This is a genomic window from Fusobacterium ulcerans (assembly GCF_003019675.1).
Lineage (GTDB): Bacteria > Fusobacteriota > Fusobacteriia > Fusobacteriales > Fusobacteriaceae > Fusobacterium_A > Fusobacterium_A ulcerans.
Genome location: NZ_CP028105.1, coordinates 3214105 through 3232058 on the forward strand (window position 1 = coordinate 3214105; position 17954 = coordinate 3232058).

Annotated in this window: 19 protein-coding genes; 9 read left to right on the top strand and 10 right to left on the bottom strand. The window is 32.3% G+C overall.

Annotated features, from left to right (window positions below; genetic code table 11):
* The first annotated feature begins 81 nt into the window (after positions 1-81).
* From C4N20_RS14825 to C4N20_RS14835, 3 genes are read left to right on the top strand one after another with little or no spacing between them, the layout of a single operon-like run.
* Entirely contained in the window at positions 82-852 is a 771-nt protein-coding gene (locus tag C4N20_RS14825) for an amino acid ABC transporter substrate-binding protein (protein ID WP_005977209.1), read from the top strand.
* A gap of 17 nt (positions 853-869) precedes the next feature.
* Complete coding sequence (locus C4N20_RS14830) at positions 870-1496, top strand: amino acid ABC transporter permease (RefSeq protein ID WP_005977207.1); 627 nt, start codon at positions 870-872, stop codon at positions 1494-1496.
* 1 nt (position 1497) lies between these two features.
* Positions 1498-2151 (top strand): amino acid ABC transporter ATP-binding protein, encoded by a 654-nt coding sequence (locus C4N20_RS14835; RefSeq protein ID WP_005977205.1) that lies wholly within the window; start codon positions 1498-1500, stop codon positions 2149-2151.
* Between the two features lie 27 nt (positions 2152-2178).
* Here the strand turns inward: C4N20_RS14835 and C4N20_RS14840 are convergent, their stop codons facing one another.
* From C4N20_RS14840 to C4N20_RS14875, 10 genes are all read right to left on the bottom strand, one after another.
* Positions 2179-3180 carry an ABC transporter ATP-binding protein gene (locus C4N20_RS14840; RefSeq protein WP_005977203.1) on the bottom strand — a complete coding sequence of 334 codons (1002 nt, stop codon included), beginning with the start codon at positions 3178-3180 and terminating at the stop codon, positions 2179-2181.
* Positions 3134-3748 (bottom strand): ABC-2 family transporter protein, encoded by a 615-nt coding sequence (locus C4N20_RS14845; protein ID WP_005977201.1) that lies wholly within the window; start codon positions 3746-3748, stop codon positions 3134-3136. Before C4N20_RS14845 ends, C4N20_RS14840 begins: the two co-directional genes overlap by 47 nt.
* Positions 3705-3965, bottom strand: a complete 261-nt coding sequence (locus C4N20_RS16620) for a hypothetical protein (RefSeq protein WP_197712115.1) — start codon at positions 3963-3965, stop codon at positions 3705-3707. The genes C4N20_RS14845 and C4N20_RS16620 overlap by 44 nt, the downstream gene beginning before the upstream one ends.
* Complete coding sequence (locus tag C4N20_RS14850; RefSeq protein ID WP_005977197.1) at positions 3958-4761, bottom strand: hypothetical protein; 804 nt, start codon at positions 4759-4761, stop codon at positions 3958-3960. The genes C4N20_RS16620 and C4N20_RS14850 overlap by 8 nt, the downstream gene beginning before the upstream one ends.
* A 100-nt stretch (positions 4762-4861) precedes the next feature.
* Positions 4862-5014, bottom strand: coding sequence for a hypothetical protein (locus C4N20_RS16550; RefSeq protein ID WP_005977195.1), 153 nt, complete (start codon positions 5012-5014; stop codon positions 4862-4864).
* Between the two features lie 70 nt (positions 5015-5084).
* Positions 5085-7298: a tetratricopeptide repeat protein gene (locus C4N20_RS14855; protein ID WP_005977193.1), complete on the bottom strand. Its 2214-nt coding sequence runs from the start codon at positions 7296-7298 to the stop codon at positions 5085-5087.
* A 121-nt stretch (positions 7299-7419) separates the two neighbouring features.
* Complete coding sequence (locus C4N20_RS14860; protein WP_005977191.1) at positions 7420-8280, bottom strand: YitT family protein; 861 nt, start codon at positions 8278-8280, stop codon at positions 7420-7422.
* 7 nt (positions 8281-8287) lie between these two features.
* The gene (locus C4N20_RS14865; protein ID WP_005977189.1) at positions 8288-9130 is read right to left on the bottom strand and encodes a mechanosensitive ion channel family protein; all 843 of its coding nucleotides are present in this window, start codon (positions 9128-9130) and stop codon (positions 8288-8290) included.
* A 46-nt stretch (positions 9131-9176) separates the two neighbouring features.
* Positions 9177-9938 carry a WG repeat-containing protein gene (locus tag C4N20_RS14870; protein WP_005977187.1) on the bottom strand — a complete coding sequence of 254 codons (762 nt, stop codon included), beginning with the start codon at positions 9936-9938 and terminating at the stop codon, positions 9177-9179.
* Positions 9939-10055: 117 nt separating this feature from the next.
* Complete coding sequence (locus C4N20_RS14875; protein WP_005977185.1) at positions 10056-12404, bottom strand: aminotransferase class I/II-fold pyridoxal phosphate-dependent enzyme; 2349 nt, start codon at positions 12402-12404, stop codon at positions 10056-10058.
* A 155-nt stretch (positions 12405-12559) separates the two neighbouring features.
* On the opposite strand from C4N20_RS14875, the gene C4N20_RS14880 reads away from it, so the two are divergent.
* The 6 genes from C4N20_RS14880 to C4N20_RS14905 all read left to right on the top strand — a co-directional run bounded on the left by C4N20_RS14880 (position 12560) and on the right by C4N20_RS14905 (position 17796).
* The gene (locus C4N20_RS14880; RefSeq protein WP_005977182.1) at positions 12560-13147 is read left to right on the top strand and encodes a DJ-1/PfpI family protein; all 588 of its coding nucleotides are present in this window, start codon (positions 12560-12562) and stop codon (positions 13145-13147) included.
* Between the two features lie 215 nt (positions 13148-13362).
* Positions 13363-13848, top strand: a complete 486-nt coding sequence (locus tag C4N20_RS14885) for an FKBP-type peptidyl-prolyl cis-trans isomerase (RefSeq protein WP_005977180.1) — start codon at positions 13363-13365, stop codon at positions 13846-13848.
* 91 nt (positions 13849-13939) lie between these two features.
* Positions 13940-14371 (top strand): ribose 5-phosphate isomerase B, encoded by a 432-nt coding sequence (rpiB, locus tag C4N20_RS14890; protein ID WP_005977178.1) that lies wholly within the window; start codon positions 13940-13942, stop codon positions 14369-14371.
* A gap of 42 nt (positions 14372-14413) precedes the next feature.
* Complete coding sequence (locus tag C4N20_RS14895) at positions 14414-14755, top strand: histidine triad nucleotide-binding protein (RefSeq protein WP_005977176.1); 342 nt, start codon at positions 14414-14416, stop codon at positions 14753-14755.
* Between the two features lie 253 nt (positions 14756-15008).
* On the top strand, positions 15009-16610 hold the full coding sequence (locus tag C4N20_RS14900) for an AbgT family transporter (RefSeq protein ID WP_005977174.1): 1602 nt from the start codon (positions 15009-15011) through the stop codon (positions 16608-16610).
* 25 nt (positions 16611-16635) lie between these two features.
* Entirely contained in the window at positions 16636-17796 is a 1161-nt protein-coding gene (locus C4N20_RS14905; protein ID WP_005977172.1) for an amidohydrolase, read from the top strand.
* Positions 17797-17954 lie beyond the last annotated feature (158 nt).

Consider the following 17954-nt stretch of genomic DNA (forward strand, 5'->3'; position numbering starts at 1 on the left):
TTAGTTAAAGCCATCTGGATACTTATGTCAGATGGCTTTTTTATTTTAATCTTGATATTAATAATATGGAGGGAGATCTTTATGAAAAAATTATTTATGGCGGTTTTAGTTATCATGATATTGGCTTCTGTCAGCTTATTTGCAGCTGATGGTTCTTTAGAAAAAGTAAAAAAAGATGGATACTTTACAGTTGGACTGGATGCTACATTTGCTCCAATGGGATTCAGAGATGAAAATGAAGAAATAGTTGGATTCGATATCGATCTTGCTAAAGAAGTTGCTAAGAGAATGGGTGTTGAAGCTAAATTCAAACCTTGTGAATGGGACGGAATCATCTTTGATCTTAGAAGCAAAAACATTGATATGGTATGGAATGGAATGACAATCACAGAACAAAGAAGCAAGCAGGCAGCCTTCACTACTCCATATCTTGTAGATGGACAAATCATTTTCTCAAGAAAAGGTAATGAAATAAACAAAGTCAGCGAACTTGAAGGAAAAGTAGTAGGAGTTCAATTAGGAAGCTCTGGATCACAGGCAGTTGAAAGAAATGCCATTGCTCCAAAACTTAAAGAAATTAAAAAATATGCAACAAATGTAGAAGCACTTCTTGATCTTGAAGCTGGAAGAACAGATGCAGTAGTTATGGATGCTATCTCTGGAAAATACTACAATGCTAAGAAAAATACTTTAAGCTTCTCTGAAGAGTCTCTATCTGATGAATACTTTGCAGTAGCTTTAAGAAAAGATGACAAAGCTTTGCTAGATGAAATTAACAGACTATTAGATGAAATGAAAAAAGATGGAACATTTGATCAAATTTCATTAAAATGGCTAGGAACAACTAAATAATAAGGAGAATAAACTTTATGGACGGAAATGTAATATTTATTTTAAAAGGTATGAAATTAACGGTTAACTTATATGTTGTCACAATGCTTTTCTCTCTTCCTCTAGGGATATTATTATCCCTAGGAAGAGTTTCAAAAAATACAACATTGAGCAATATGATTCAAGTATATACATGGGTATTTAGAGGGACGCCCCTTTTACTTCAGCTTTTCTTTGTGTACTATGGTCTTCCAGTAGTTGGTATTACTTTAACACCTTTTGCTGCTGCTTCTCTTACATTTGTTATAAATTACACAGCTTATTTCTGTGAGATATTTAGAGGAAGCATCTTGGGAATCGATCCCGGACAATATGAAGCTGCAAAAGTACTTGGTATGAAGTACTGGCAGACTATGATCAGAATAATAATTCCACAGGCTCTTATTACAGCATTACCACCATTATCTAATGAAGCTATATCACTTATCAAAGATACTTCATTAGTTTCTGCTATTGGAATGGCTGAAATATTAAGAAATTCAAGAGAACTTGTTACTCGTGACTTTTCTATAACACCATTCTTTATATGTGCAGTGGTATATTTAGGGCTTTCTACAATAGTTGTTATATTCTTTAAAAGAATGGAAAAAAAGGTGATGATATAATATGATTATTAAAGTTAATGATTTATCTAAACAATATTTAGAAGGGGATGTGATACTTAAAGGTGTCAATCTCGATATAGAAAAAGGAGAAGTTGTTTCTATTATAGGGCCATCTGGAGGTGGAAAATCTACTCTTCTCAGATGCCTTATCGGCCTCGAAGAAATAGATTCTGGAAATATAGAAGTTCCTGATAAAAAGAAAATGGGAATGGTTTTTCAATCTTTTAATCTTTTCCCTCACAAGACAGCTATCCAAAATATAATGGAATCATTGATAGTAGTAGATAAAATGGACAAAAGCGAAGCAAAGAAAATAGCTTATGACCTTTTAGAAAAAGTTGGGCTTAAAGACAGAGCAGATTTCTATCCTAAAGCTCTTTCAGGAGGGCAGAAACAAAGAGTAGCTATTGCCAGAGCATTAGCTAGAAATCCAGAAGTTCTTCTTTTTGACGAGCCTACATCTGCTCTTGATCCTGATATGGTTAAAGAAGTATTAAATGTTATTGAGCAGCTTAGAGAATCAAGCAATATAACAATGGTAATTGTAAGCCATGAAATAGATTTTGTTAATCAAATTTCTGACAGAATTGTTGTAATGGAAAATGGTAATATAAAAAATATAATTGTTAATAAGAAAAAAAGACAGGTTTCCTAAGAAGGAGCCCTGTCCTTTTTTTAATACTTATTTTTTCCAGCTGTTATATAAATCAGCTATAATATCTTCTATTGGAGCTTTTATTATTTCTATATCAACAATCTCTGTATATTGAGAAAGCTTTTTAAAAATATCATTTATTTTAATTTTTTCCTTATCAAATTTATAGCTGTGCTTTCCATCTTCTGAACCTATAAATTCCATTTCATCTAAGGCTGGTGCTTCTCCAGTTGAAGTTATAATCAACCTTGAGGAATTATTCTGTACTTTTCTCAACTCTTCAAAATTTCCATCAAAAGCTATCTGTCCCTTAGAGAGTAATATTATTCTTTCAGCCATCTCTTCTAAATCATCCATGTCATGACTTGTTACAACTATTGTTGTCCCTTTCTCCCTATTTAATTTCTTTAGGAAGTTTATCATCTTTTTCTTAGCAAGAACATCAAGGCCTAATGTTGGTTCATCTAAAAATATTATCTGTGGATTATGGAGAAGAAGCATTCCTAAATCAGCTCTCATACGCTGCCCCAGACTGAGCTCTCTGGCAAATGTTTTTAGTATATCAGACAAATCCAGAAGTTCAGTTACCATGGCAAGATTCTCATCAAAAATATCCTGTGGTATATTCCAAACTGATTTTTTCCATTCGTAACTTGTTATTACAGGGTGATCCCACCATAATTCTGTTCTCTGACCAAATAGCACCCCTATATTCTTCATAAGTTTTATTCTTTCTTTTCCGGGAGCCATTCCCAAGACGGAAATATTTCCACTTGATGGCTGTAAAATTCCTGAAAGTATCTTTATAGTTGTGCTTTTTCCAGCCCCGTTAGCTCCTGCATAAGCTAAAAATTCCCCTTTAGATACTTTAAAAGATAATCCATCCAAAGCTTTTATCTCTCTTTTTTCTGGTGAAAAAAGATTTTTTACTATATCCTTCATTTTTCCACTTCTCTGCCATTGTACATATATTTTACTCACATTATCTATGGCCAAAGCTGGAATATCTTGGTGACCCATATTTTGCATAATATCTCATCCCCTTCTTAAAAATCAATATGGCTAAAATCAGAAAAGCTGCTGCTGTTCCTACCATAAATATCATAATATCAAATTTTCCTAAAAGTATCCTGCTTGGAAACCACGCTATCATCCCAACTGGTATCAATGAACAGAAAAAAATCTGTATTGATTTATTCATTCCTCCCAGTGGATAATTTTTTAATGATTCAAACATTCCTATTCCAACTGAAGCTATCTCTTCAGCTGCTGCTGGAGCATAAAATGCTGTACATGATAATATATATATTGTACATACCATTATAGTGCATGATGCTGCTAAGTTTATTAAAAGCATTACTATCCATATTCCAGAAAACTTTATTTCAGAGGAAGAAACTGAATAATATATCAGCCCTATTCCACATAGAAGCACTCCATTTCCCGATACTGGAGAAAATCCCTCTGCTGCTAACTGCATCCACACAGGAACTGGCTGTATCATCTTATGATCCATCTGCCCTCTCCCTATTGTTCTGCTTATCTGCCCTGCATTATTGCTTATAAAAAACAGTGCAAACACTCCCTCTACCAGCACAGAGTACCCCCAGCATAAATATTATCTCTTTTTCAGTCATTCCTCCAATACCATCAAATTTCACTGCTAAAAGAAATACTCCCACTACAACTGCCAGTGTAGATATCATATCTGAAAATATATACATTAGGCAGTATTTAGTATCTCTTAAAAACCATAACAAATCCATTTTTCCATATATTTTAAACATTCTTATTAAAGTTCTTATTTTATCCACCAAATGAAATCATCCTCTCTTCACTTTTTATAAAAATTTTTATTCCAGCTGTCCATAAGATAATATTCCAAAGGATTTGTATTCCTATTGTTTTTATAATTTCACTTTCCATCCCTGTATAGATTGTCAATGGAGCATTTCCAATAGAACCAAACGGAAGGAGGGCAAATACCTTTCCAAGTCCCCAAGGGAAGAATACAAAGGGAATAAGAGCTCCTGAGAGCAAAGAATATATACTTTCTCTAGCTCTGGTAGCAGCCCAGCAGCCATTCTTCAATCTTATTGCAAAAGAAGCAAATAATAAGTCTAAGGCAAATCCCAATGATACGCTTAAAAGGAGACTTATAAATGCTGATACTCCATTTATAAATGAAGCAGGAAGTGGATTTACCCCCAGCAATGGAGACAATATCCACAGAGGGAGTCCATAAAAGATAAATACTGGTATCCAGTACCTCCCAATTGTTTCAGCTGCAAGGCTTCCTATGACAGATACAGGTCTTGTATATCTTCCTATGATAGACCCTTCCCAGAGAGCAGAAGTAGCTGGAGTTACAATATCCAGCTGTGGTTTTAAAATTGAAGCCATGAGAGAATATGTCAGTATCTGCGACAATTCTACACCATCAAAACTCTTTCCATCTTTTACAAGAGACTTCCAGATCAGTGTGAGCATAATAAACTGCACAAATTTTATAAAATATTCTCCTCCTATTGTTAATATATTTCCATCAAATACCTGCTTTGCACTCATCATCATAGTTGCACCGCAGGATTTTAAAAATTTATATTTCATAATTTTGATTCCTTTCTTGAAATTTGGACATAAAAAAACCGGGATACGACAAATGCGTTCCCGGATTTAGATACAATTTCAAAAAATCATCATAAAATTTCTATGATTTCTCTATCTTTTTCCTTGGTGAAAGCACACTATTTGCCGTAAACTGGACAGACTTATACACGTAAAGTGTCATTTTGCCATCTTGAGCTGTGATTTCACCAATATTTTTCCAGATTGAGCTATTTTTAAATGTTGAATTTGTCATGTGTTTCACCTCCTTAATTAAAATTTAACTTATATTATCATTAAAAAGTCTATATGTCAATACTTATATTTTATGAAAACATTATTGGCATAGCATTTATTAAAAATTTAACTATATTATAATCTTCTTTTACTGCATCAGAATTTATATCTAAATATTTTTCTACATTTTCAAGATACTCTTTTGCTACTTCTTTCTCATCTATTTCAGCATAATTCCATGCTAATTCCAGATCTGTCCATCCTTCATATCCACCTATTTCAGCTGCTTTTCTTATATGCTCCATAGCTTCAATATATTTCCCACATTTTCTCAGTACTCTTCCAAGATTATATTCTATCCAGCTGTCATATGGATTAAGTTCAACTGCTTTCTTTAAGTTTTCTGCTGCTTCAGCATTTCTTCCTAACTTGGCAAGAATCCACCCTATTTGTGAATAAATCCATTCATCATTTCTTCCCATTCCTATTACTTTCTCAAAATATTTCAATCCCTCTTCATATCTCTCCAAAGTTCCTAGATTCCATCCTATTTCTGAATAAAGCCAAGTATCATCTCTTCCTGCTTTTTCTGCTTTATCTAAATAAATCAAAGCTTCCTCTGCTCTGTCTAATCTTCCATAATTATATGCTATTTCTGAATATAACCAGTCATCTTCTCTTCCTAATTCCTGAGCTTTAAATAATCTGGCTATAGCTTCTTCGCTTTTTTCTGTTCTTCCCAGACAAATAGCAAATTCACAATTCAGCCATATGTCATCTCTTCCTAATTTTTCAGCTGTTTCAAGATATGGAACTGCCTCTTCATATTTTCCAACAACATCATACGACCAAGCTATTTCTGAATTTAGCCATATGTCATTTCTTCCTAATTCTTTTGCTTTTAGATAATATTCTATTCCTTCTTCCACTTTTTCATTTCTTGAAAGACTGTATCCTATTTCAGAATATATCCATGAATCATTTCTTCCCAGTTCAATAGCTTTTTGAAGATATTTTTCTCCTTCTTCAGTTCTTCCTACTGCATCAAGATTCCAACCAGTTTCTGAATATAGCCATATATCATTTCTTCCTAATTCCTCTGCTATTTTCAGATATTTCAAAGCTTCTTCATTTTTATTTAATTGTCCCATATTCCATGCTATTGTAGAATAAAGACGAATACTTTTATCTCCAGCCTCTTCTGCCTTTTTTAATTCAACCAATGCCTCTTCATTTTTTCCTAAATCTCCCAATGCCAATCCCAGTTCCAAATGAATCCATGCATCTTCTCTTCCTAACTCTCTAGCTTTATTTAAGTATTTAATAGCTTCTTCTGGTTTTGACATATTTCTTAAAGTCCATCCTATTTCAGACTCAAGCCATATATCATCTTCTGATATTTTTTTAGACTTATAAAGACTTTCCAGTTCCTCTTCATATCTGCCTAAAACTCCTAGATTCCACCCTAATTGATTGTAAAGCCATGAATCATTTCTTCCTAATTCTTCTGCCTTTTTAAAATATTCCACTGCTTCTTCATGTTTTTCCATTCTTGCCAGCTGCCATCCTATTTCAGAGTTCAACCAGCCATCATTTCTTCCCAGCTCTTCTGCCTTCCTTAAATATTCCATTCCCTCTTCATATCTCTTTAGTGCTCCAAGCGTTACTCCTATTTGCGATATAAGCCATACATTGTCCTCTTCTCCCACAAAAGCCTTCATGTAATATTCTAAGGCCTCTTCATCTCTGTCTAATTGAGTCAGGCACCATCCTATATGAGTAATTACCCAATAATCATCTCTTCCTAGTTCTTCTGCCTTTTTAAAATATTCCAAAGCATCTTCATAATTATCCAGCTTTTCATATATATCCCCAATTTCAGCAAGGGCAAAAGTATTTTCCGAATCTAATTCTACAGCTTTTTTTAAAGCATCCAATGCTTCTTCATTTTTCTCTATTCTTTGAAGATTCCATCCAAGTTCAAAATATGTCCATGCATAGTCAGGATCTAAATTCTTTGATTTTTCAAAATATTCAGCTGCTTTCTCGTAATTTTCCAAACCACTGTAAGCATACCCCATTCTATAGTTCCATAATGAATCTCCTTTCCCTTCATCTTCAACAGAAATAAGTATCTCTATAGCTTTTTCATAATTTCCTAAATTATTCTCTGCTCTTCCCCATTCAGATATAATTTCAAACTCTCTCTCTTCCTCTTTTGTTGCAAGAACTATATCTACAATTTCCTGATATTTCTCTTCATCATTAAGAAGTGCTATTTTCTCTTTTAATCCTTTATTCATCTAAATCCTCCTTGAATGAATTATATTTAGCATATTCTATTTTACCATAAACTATCCTTTATATACAATCAACTATACTTTTCATTATGTCAATTTTCAGGTGCAGATATATTTTTCATCTCTATTCCTTATTAAGTTCCTTAAATCCCTCTCCCAATACTTCTGATACATCAGTTATTGTAAGAAAAGCTTCTGGATCTATATCTCTTACTATTCTTTTTAATTTCACTATCTGGTATTTACTCACAACACAATATATTATATCAAAAGAATCTCTGGTATATCCTCCTGATCCATCTAATATTGTTACTCCTCTTCCTGTTTCATCCATAAGTTTGACTCTCAGATCTTCTGCTTTTCTTGAAATTATTGTTACAGCTTTTGCTTTATCAAGCCCTTCCTGTAAAAAGTCTATAGTTTTAGTCAATACCATGGCTGCTATTAAAGTGTACATAAAAATTTCTTTTCCAAATAGGAATGCTACTGCTGAAAGAACTACCACATCTAAAATGAACATAGCTCTTCCCACTGGTATTCCTCTATATTTTGTCATTATTCTGGCTATAATATCTGTTCCTCCAGTAGAACCTCCTGACATGAATATTATTCCCAGTCCAATTCCTCCTATAAAACCTCCATAAAGAGAAGCTAAAAGAACATCATCTGTAGCCCCGTTCAATCCAGATGTAAAATCCAGAGCAAAGGACATCATAGCTGTTCCATAAAGAGTTTTTACTATAAAATCTTTCCCCAGCATTTTCCAGCCAACTACTAACAAAGGTATATTTATTATAAAATAAGTTGTTCCTACAGGAGTTTTAAACAGATAGTAAATGATAAGAGCTATCCCTGTAACTCCTCCTTCAGCCAAATGATTACTTACATAAAAATAATTTACTGCAAAAGCATATAAAAAACACCCTAATGTTATAAAAAAATAATCTTTTAAGAATCTCAAAGCTTTTTTTTCTATGTTACTCACCTCTATTTTAATTTTTTAAATTTACTTCCAGTTTATTATATGGAATTTCAATATTCTCATCATTGAACACTTTTATAATATGTGCCATGAGTTTACTTCTTACACTGTAATAATGTTCTCTCCTTGTCCATACTATAAAATAAATATTTACTGATGAATCTCCATAGCTCATTATATTTATAAAACTTCTTCTTTCATTTTCCAATCCTTCAAATGTTTCACTTATATTTTTCAGTATTTCTACAGCTTTATTCTGATCACACTCATAAGAAACAGGTACTGTCAGTTTTATTCTTCTATATTCATTGGCATCATGGTTAATTACATTACTGCTTATCATAACATTATTAGGTATTATTACTCGCTTACTGTCCAATGTATTTATATGAGTTGAAAATACATCTATTTTATAGACTTCTCCAAAAGCTCCATTCACTTCAATATATTCTCCCACAGTAAAAGGCCTTGTAAATAAGATTACCACTCCTCCTGCAAAGTTAGAAAGAAATCCTTTGAGTGAAATACCTACCCCAAGACCTACTGCACTTATCATTGTTATAATTGACTGTTCTTTAAATCCAAATACAAGAAGCCCAAAGAGAAAAAATATTATGTATAATCCAAGTTTAATAAAAGATTTACTAAACTGTCTTGCCCCAGGATCAATTCTATCTCTTGAAACTTTATCAATGTATTTTAATACTAACTCTGTAATTTTTTTCCCGATATATATAACAAGTAAAAAAATGAGTAATTTGACTAAAAAAATCAAAGCATCATTTAAAATTACCTTAAATATTTTTTCTCCATCTCTATTCTCTAAAGATGCAATTGCTGCAAAAAAGTTCATTTCAACATCTCCTTCTGTTATTTTTCCCCGAGATATTGCCTCTATTTTATTTTTCTTTTATATTTTCACTCCATAAAGAAGACAGCATATGTTTTATACTATAAAAAAAGTCGCTTATATTCTGTTTTCTATTTCTAAAAAAACTTTTAGCTACTTTTTTATTTCCAAGTTTATTTATATAAAATTCTTTTCCATCTAATCTTACCAGCGCTTCTCCTTTTTGAAAAGAACCAGCTTTTGAATACTTAAAATCTATGACTTTGTCTCCATTTTTATTTATGTATCCCCATTTACCATTGAGTTTAACTGCTGCAAGATCTTCTGAAAAAAAATTTACTTCATCATATATCATAGGTATTTGTACTTTTCCATCAAAATTCAGATATCCATAAAGAAATTTTCTGCCGTCTTTTTTATAAATTATTATGAGATCTCTTTCAGTTTTATCTTTTAACTCACTGTACATTTGCGATTCTTTATCTTTATAATTATATACTCCCATCTCTCCTATCCATTTTCCATCTTTTGTCATCATACCTTCACGATAGTCTATGTCTACAAGATAAATGTAGTTGCTTTTTATAGCTATAAGCATATTATTTGGTTTTGTGATGAAATTATTCTTTGAGTCAACTATTCCATATAACCCAATGGAAGCTTGGTCTCCATCCACTACTCTGACTATTTTATGATTTTCCAATTTTCTTTTTATAGGAACTTCTTCAACAATAAAATTATTTATCTTAATGAAATCTCCTCCAAAAAGTGTTGTCGTCATCATTATCAAAGCAATAAGTAATTTGATCATAGCCTTACCCCCTGTCTAGAAGTGTTCTGCCCTATAATATATTATAACTCTTATTTTCAGAAAAAAAAAGGGGCAATTAAAGTTTATTTTTAATCACCCCGTAAATTTACCAAATTATTAGTCTGGATTTATTACATATTCAGTTAATTCATTTACAAATTTCAATGTCTTATCATTTTTATCATTTACTGGATTAAATTCTACTATATCAACTGATGTTACAAAGTAGTTTTTAAACAAGTATTTAAATGTTTGGAATATTTCATCAGTAGTGAAACCATTTCTTACTGGTGTACTTACTCCAGGAGCCATTTCAGGATTTACTGAGTCAACATCAAAACTTATATGAAGATTATCTATTTTCAAGTAATCTTTTATCTCTTCAAGAATATTTTCCAATCCTTTTTGAAGAACTTCATCATGATATATAACTTTTACTCCAAGCTGATCTATTATCTCTCTTTCTTTGAAGTCCAAATCTCTAGCACCAAGTATAACTACATTTTTGCTGTCGATTTTAGCTCCTTCATAGAAACAGTTTACAAGATCTCTGTCCCCTGCTCCCTGTAAAAGTGCAAGAGGCATTCCATGGATATTTCCTGTGATAGTTGATTCATCAGTATTCATATCTCCATGAGCATCTATCCATATTACTCCTATCTCTTTTTCAAGTGATACTCCAGAAATACTTCCTAGAGCTATAGAGTGGTCTCCACCTATTACTATTGGTCTGTATCCATCTCTTACAGCTTCATTTACAGAAGTTGCAAGTTTCTCACAAGTATTAAGAATAGTATTCTTATATTTAAGATTCCATTCATTGAAGTTTTCTTTTTGTTTTTCAACTTCTATGATTTCCATTTCATCAAATGTATCTGGATAGTATTCACAAAGAGTATCTGGTCCAAATTCGATTCCAGCTTTGTTTGCTCCAAGGTTCATTGGAACTCCAAACATCATGCTCTTCATCTTTTCTGTATATAGATAAATAGCGTCTTCTTCTTCGATTACATTGATATTTATAAGTTCAGGGTCAGCCATTCCTTGTATATGAAGCTTAGCTTCTTTTAAATCTTTTATGTAGTCGATTATTTCATCTGTGATTCTCTCTCCTGGAGTGATAATAGGGATTCCAGGTGGATAAGCCATTATCATTTCTCCACAGATTTTTCCAGCACTTTCTTCAAAAAGTATAGTATTCTTTTCACTGTAGAATGCTTCCCTTGGTATCAGCACTTGCTCTGGAACAGAAGGCATTTTTATAAAGTTTCTCTTTACCTTTGTAACTTTTCCATAGAATCTTTCACTTATTGATTTCAAAGCAGCTATAAACTTATCTATGCTTTCATCTGAATCTCCAATAGTTATAAGTCCTAATACATTGTAAAAATCAGAAAGCTCCACTTGAATATTATAGTCATCTACAAGAAGAGTTTCTAACTCAAATCCTGTAAGCCCTAACTCTTTCGCTGTAACAGTTACTTTAGTAGGATCAAAAGCAAAAATTCCTTCTCTTCCTACTATTTCATCACCAAAGCAGAACATTCCAGGTATTCTGTTTACTTCATTTCTGAATCTCTTAGCTAGTTTTATAGTTCTGTCTAAAAGCTCATACCCTTCTGTTGCTATCTGTCTTCTTGCACAATCCAATGATGCCATCAATGGATATGAAGGTGAAGTTGTATGTAAAAGACTTAGTATCTGCTGTACTCTGTTTGTATCAATTCTATCTGAATTTACATGTAGAAGCGACATTTGAGTCATTGCACCAATTATTTTATGTGTACTCTGAGTACAGATATCTGCTCCTGCATCTACTGCTGATAAAGGAAGTTCATCATGGAAATGAAGATGTGGTCCATGTGCTTCATCTACTATAAGAGGTATATCATAACTGTGAACTATGTCAGCTATTTTCTTTATATCAGTAGCTACTCCATAATATGTAGGGTTTATAATTAGTACTGCTTTTATATCTGGATGCTGTTTCAGCATATTTTCTACAGTCTGAGGTCTGACACCATGGGCTATTCCTAACTCCTCATCAACCTCTGGATTCATATAAATAGGTTCAGAACCACTTAATATGATACCAGCAGAAACTGATTTATGTACATTTCTTGGTACTAATATCTTATCTCCAGCTTTCATTACAGACATAATCATTGCTTGAATAGCACCAGAAGTTCCATTCACTGCAAAAAAGCTTTTCTTAACACCATAAGCATCTGCTGCTAATTCCTGAGCTTCTTTTATACAGCTTTTCGGCTGATGTAGTCCATCTACCATTTTAAAAATAGTTACATCTATGGAGAAAGGTCCATTCCCCATGAAATCATAAAATTCTTTGTCTACTCCTTTTCCTCTCTTGTGACCAGGCACATGAAATGGAAGAATATCCCTTCCAACATATTCGTCTTTCAATACAGAGAATAGTGGAGTCTTATTTTGGTCTAGCTTTGACATCTTACCTCCTTTAATAATTTTTTTGTTATGGATATTTATTTCTTTTTATAATATAATTGAGTAAAATAACATATTTATATAAAAAGTTAAATACGATGTATTGTAAAGCTTTTTATCTAATTAGTCAATAAAATTTATTTTTTTAGGAGAAAATTATGAAAAACATATTGGTGCTCATTTCACAAGGCGTTGAAATCCTTGAAGTATCTCCATTTATCGATGTTTTTGGCTGGAATATGGTTGTAGGAAAAAAGGACACTCTTGTTACCACTTGCAGCTTCCACGATATAATTAATTGTACATGGAATATTAAAATTTTACCAGAAATAAATTTAAAAAATACAAAATTAAATTTAGAAATATACGATGCTTTAGTTATCCCCGGCGGATTCGGCAAAGCAGGATTTTTCAACGATATGAAAACTGAAGAATTTCAAAGTATTATCCAGCACTTTCATAACAACAATAAAATAATACTTGGAGTCTGTACTGGCGTCATCTCTCTAGGAGAAAGCGGCATTCTTAAAAACAAGAGAGCTACTACCTACCTTTTAGATAATGACAGATACTTTAAACAGCTTTCAAATTATGGAGCAATCCCTGTGAGAGAAGAAATTGTAATTGATGATAATATCATTACATCCTCTGCTCCCAAAAATGCTTTGGAAACAGCATTTATTCTGCTCGAAAAATTAACTTCCAAAGAGAATATGGAAAATGTAAAATATAATATGGGATTTTAAATCCTTCATTACTTGTAACCTACTAAATTATAAATAGAAATCCTTTAAATATTTTTTATTTTAATATATTTTTCATGTATTTTTGGTTCTAATACTATTCTGTTCTATATTATTTTATTATTTTAAAAAAAATTGATGAAATTTATCAGAAATTATGGTATTCTTATTTATATGAAGATTTTTAGAAAAAACTATTTTAAAGAGGTGAATTTTTTATGAAAATTGCTGAAAGCAATGTAGTAACATTAGAATTTAAAGTTTATGATAACGATACAAATGAACTTTTAGAGGATACAAAGGAAGTTGGACCATTTTTCTACATCCACGGATTAGGAAACTTTGTTCCAAAAATCGAAGAAACTTTAGAAGGACAAGAAAAAGGGTTTAAAACTGTTATGACTCTTACTCCTGAAGAAGGATATGGAGATTATGATGAAGAGCTTGTTGAAGAAATGGCTAAAGCTGATTTCGAAGAGTTCGAAGATATCTATGAAGGACTTGAGTTCATAGCTGATATGGATGATGGAACTGAGCAGCAATATGTTATTACAGCTATTGAAGATGATGTTGTAACTGCTGATGGAAACCATCCATTTGCTGGTAAAAATATCAGATTTGAAGTTGAAGTAACTGGTGTAAGAGAAGCTACTGAAAAAGAATTAGAGCACGGACACCCTCACTTTGAAGGTTTTGAAGATTAATCAATAGCAATACCACAGGCTGACTAAAAGTGAGATTTTTGCCAGCCTGTTCTTTTGTATTTTAATTTTAAAATTTGGAGGCGTAATAATTATGAAAATTGCTTTAGGTGCAGATCATGGTGGATTTGAGCTAAAAGAAAAAGTAAAAACTCATCTTATTGAAAAAGGATATGAAGTATTGGATTTGGGAACTAATTCAACTGACTCTGTAGATTATCCTGAATTTGGTCATGCAGTAGGACATGCTGTTGCTGATAAAAAAGCTGAATTTGGAATTGTTATCTGTGGAACTGGAATAGGTATCTCTATTGCTGCCAATAAAGTTCCCGGTGTAAGAGCAGCTCTTTGCACAAACACTACTATGGCTAGATTGACTAGAGAACATAACAATGCCAATATTCTTGCAATGGGTGGAAGAATCGTCGGAGACGTTCTTGCTCTTGAAATGGTAGATACTTTCCTTGGTACTGAATTCCAAGGTGGAAGACATGAAAAAAGAATCAACAAAATAGAAAGTATCTAAGTTTTATTTTATAAGACTTATATTTAATTAGGAGATGATTTTATGGCTACTATTTTTACAAAAATAATAAATAGAGAAATTCCAGCAACTATTGTCTATGAAACAGATAATGTTCTAGCTTTCAAAGATATCAATCCTGCTGCACCTATACATATTTTGGTAGTACCTAAAAAAGAAATTCCTACAGTAAATGATATAACTCCTGAAGATAGAGAGATAATAGGAGATATGTATCTGGCTATTGGCAAGATAGCTAAAGACTTAGGAATAGCAGAGGAAGGTTACAGAGTTATAACTAACTGTAACGAATATGGTGGTCAGGAAGTATTCCATCTTCACTTCCATCTTCTTGGAGGAAAAAAATTAGGTCCTCTAGTTTCATAAATATTAATTTTAAATACATTAAGGTTGTTTCCATTTGTGAAACAGCCTTTTTATTTTTAACTTTTTTGGAAAAAAACGTATCATTTATATAAAATTTTATTTTTATTTTTCATATAAATAACATTATGGTTTTTATTTGATATATTTTCTATAAAATTTCCACTTTAGCAATTGACTTTATATATATTTTGTAGTAGTATTATACAAAAGAATTGTATACAATGCAATTTATTCTACAAAAGGGGGAAGTTTTATGGCAACAACTGTAAAAAAAACTGGCATTGCTGCTAAGTGCATTAAATTTATTGAGAGGGCTGGTAACAAATTACCTCATCCTTTTATACTATTTGGAATCTTTATCTTATTTACTCTTTTAGTTTCTTTTGTTTTATCTAAACTAGGTTTTGAAGCTACTTATCTCGATGAAGGTAAAAAAGTCGGAGACGCTGCTAAAATGGTCACTGTAAAGGTAGTAAATCTCCTTACTTTTGATAACATGAGAAAACTTATTGTTAATCTTCCAGATACTTATGTTAGATTTCCATCTTTAAAAATAGTATTAATTGTTATGATGGCAATCGGAGTAGTTGAAGAGACTGGATTCTTTAATGTACTTATGAGAAAATATCTGCTGAAAGCTCCTAAAAGTCTTATTACAGCTGTTCTTATCTTTGTATGTGTAAACTCAAATATAATGTCAGGGGCTGGAGTAATTCTTGCCTTCACTATTGGAGGAGTACTTTATGCTTCTATAGGAAGAAATCCTAAACTAGGTATCATTCTTGGATTTGCTGCTTGCAGTGGAGGATATACTTCAAATATACTTATCTCTGGTACTGATGCTCTTCTTGCTGGAATTACAGAACAGGCTGCTTCAAGTGTTGGAGTAAATATTACTGTTACACCTCTCTGTAATTATTATTTCATGGCTGTGTCTACAATTTTTCTAACTCTGTCACTTACATGGGTAACAGAAAAATTCATGGTAAAAATAACTGGTGGTGAAAATTTTGGTTTAGGTGACACTGAAGCTCTTGACCAATACAAGCTGACTGAAGATGAAGAAAAAGGGTTAAAATATTCATTTTATGGATTCCTGTTTTTCGCAGTGATAATGGCTGCTCTTACTCTTCCGCCAAATGCTTTCTTTAAAAATGCCAATGGAGCTTTTCTTCCTAATTCTCCATTACTTTCTTCTCTTGTACCAATAATCTTTTTCCTGTTTGTTTCAGTTGGAATAGGATTTGGAATAGGAGTTAAAAAAATAACATCATCAAGAGATGTACCTAAATATCTTCAAAAAGGAGTTGCTAAAGCAGTTCCATTACTGGTTACAATTCTAAGTTCATCTCTATTCATTGAACTTCTAAATAAAAGCAACATCTTTAAAATTATGGCTATAAAAGGTTCTTTTGTACTAAAAAATGCAAATGTTGGACCTCTGCCTTTACTTATACTGGTAGCTCTTATTACTGCCTTTATAAATCCTTTCATGGTATCTGGTTCTACTAAATGGGTTCTTCTTTCTCCTATGATAGTTCCAATGCTGGCATTTTTAAATATTTCTCCTGCTTTTGCACAGCTTGCATTCAGAATAGGGGATTCAGCTACTAATATAATTTCACCTTTGAGATCTGACATTCCTGTTATTTTGGGATTGATGGCTCAATATGATGAAGAGAGAAGAAAAAGAGGAATTGTAGTTTCAAAGGAAGAAGAGGCAGGATTTGGTACAATTTTCTCCCTTACACTTCCATATTCAATAGTTATCTTTGTTACACTGGTTGGATTAATGATAATCTGGTATTTCTTAGGTCTTCCTATTGGACCTGGAGAATATCTATTTATAAAATAAAAATTAAATCAAATGGAGGAATAAAATGGAAACTAATGGAATCTTATTAATTAAAAATGCAACTATCTTAGACGTAGAAGAAAAAAGAGAAGTAGAAGCTGATATTTTAGTAAAGGATGGAAAAATAGCTGCAATAGAAACAACTATTGATGTTCCTGCTGATAAAGTTATTGATGCTGGTAAAAGATATGTAACTTCTGGATTAGTAGACTGCCATACACATTTAGGATTAAAAGGAGACAGCCAAGGTTTTGAAGGTATCGACCACAATGAGAAAAATGATCCTGTTACTCCTCAAATGAGAGGTCTAGATGGAATAAATCCTCTTGATGTAACTGTCAACGAAGCTCTTGCTCATGGTGTAACTACTGTTGGAAGTGGTCCCGGTTCTACAAATGTATTCGGTGGAACTTTTGCATGTATCAAAACATATGGAGAATGCGTTGATGATATGCTTTTAAGTGAATCTGTAGCTATGAAGTCTGCCTTTGGAGAGAATGTAAAAAGAACATATAACGATAAAAAGAAAACTCCAATGACAAGAATGGGAATTGCTGCTTTATTCAGAGAATATATTTTTAAAGCAAAAGAATATTTAAGAGATAAAGAAAGCGGAAAGAATCCTAAATTTGATATGAAGCTGGAAGCTCTTATTCCAGTAATTAAAAAAGAAATTCCTGTAAAAGCTCACGTTCACAGAGCTGATGATATTATGACAGCTGTAAGACTTGCTAAGGAATTAGATTTGGATATGACTCTTGATCACTGTACTTGTGCTAAAGATGTATTTAATTCTCTTATGAAAGTTGACTATCCAATGATAATGGGTCCTTCACTTGGACACAGAGGAAAAATTGAATTACAAGGAAAAGGATTTGAATCAGTAGCTTTATTCAGCAATGCTGGAAAGAAAGTAGCTATCACTACTGATGCTCCTGTAGTTCCATTACAATACCTAAATGTTTGTGCTGGGCTTGCAGTGAGAGCTGGGATGGAAAAATGGGAAGCATTAAGAGCAATATCTCTATACCCTGCTTCATTTATGAAGCAAGATCATAGAGTTGGAAGTATTAAAGTCGGAAAAGATGCTGATATAGTTGTATGGAGCGACTATCCTCTATCTAATTTTGCTCTTCCTACTCATGTAGTAGTTAATGGTGATGTTGTAGAAGGAACAGATAAATAATTTTATTGATAAGAGAGTGCAGGAAGTTAAATTAAATTTTCTGTCACTCTCTTTATTTTTTCTTTTTAATTAATTTTATCAAATTTAATCACTCTCTATTCTGCTGAATTTTTGTCTCCATATATATTCAATGAATAAAATTGTAAATTTTTTATATA

Excerpts from the sequence above, each read along its gene's own strand:
- C4N20_RS14825 (WP_005977209.1), top strand. The coding sequence starts at position 82 with ATGAAAAAATTATTTATGGCGGTTTTAGTTATCATGATATTGGCTTCT.
- C4N20_RS14885 (WP_005977180.1), top strand. The coding sequence starts at position 13,363 with ATGAAAATTGCTGAAAGCAATGTAGTAACATTAGAATTTAAAGTTTAT.
- C4N20_RS14850 (WP_005977197.1), bottom strand. The coding sequence starts at position 4,761 with ATGAAATATAAATTTTTAAAATCCTGCGGTGCAACTATGATGATGAGT.
- C4N20_RS14840 (WP_005977203.1), bottom strand. The coding sequence starts at position 3,180 with ATGCAAAATATGGGTCACCAAGATATTCCAGCTTTGGCCATAGATAAT.
- C4N20_RS16550 (WP_005977195.1), bottom strand. The coding sequence starts at position 5,014 with ATGACAAATTCAACATTTAAAAATAGCTCAATCTGGAAAAATATTGGT.
- C4N20_RS14900 (WP_005977174.1), top strand. The coding sequence starts at position 15,009 with ATGGCAACAACTGTAAAAAAAACTGGCATTGCTGCTAAGTGCATTAAA.
- C4N20_RS14895 (WP_005977176.1), top strand. The coding sequence starts at position 14,414 with ATGGCTACTATTTTTACAAAAATAATAAATAGAGAAATTCCAGCAACT.
- C4N20_RS14855 (WP_005977193.1), bottom strand. The coding sequence starts at position 7,298 with ATGAATAAAGGATTAAAAGAGAAAATAGCACTTCTTAATGATGAAGAG.
- C4N20_RS14865 (WP_005977189.1), bottom strand. The coding sequence starts at position 9,130 with ATGAACTTTTTTGCAGCAATTGCATCTTTAGAGAATAGAGATGGAGAA.
- C4N20_RS14880 (WP_005977182.1), top strand. The coding sequence starts at position 12,560 with ATGAAAAACATATTGGTGCTCATTTCACAAGGCGTTGAAATCCTTGAA.
- rpiB (WP_005977178.1), top strand. The coding sequence starts at position 13,940 with ATGAAAATTGCTTTAGGTGCAGATCATGGTGGATTTGAGCTAAAAGAA.
- C4N20_RS14830 (WP_005977207.1), top strand. The coding sequence starts at position 870 with ATGGACGGAAATGTAATATTTATTTTAAAAGGTATGAAATTAACGGTT.
- C4N20_RS14875 (WP_005977185.1), bottom strand. The coding sequence starts at position 12,404 with ATGTCAAAGCTAGACCAAAATAAGACTCCACTATTCTCTGTATTGAAA.
- C4N20_RS14835 (WP_005977205.1), top strand. The coding sequence starts at position 1,498 with ATGATTATTAAAGTTAATGATTTATCTAAACAATATTTAGAAGGGGAT.
- C4N20_RS14870 (WP_005977187.1), bottom strand. The coding sequence starts at position 9,938 with ATGATCAAATTACTTATTGCTTTGATAATGATGACGACAACACTTTTT.
- C4N20_RS14905 (WP_005977172.1), top strand. The coding sequence starts at position 16,636 with ATGGAAACTAATGGAATCTTATTAATTAAAAATGCAACTATCTTAGAC.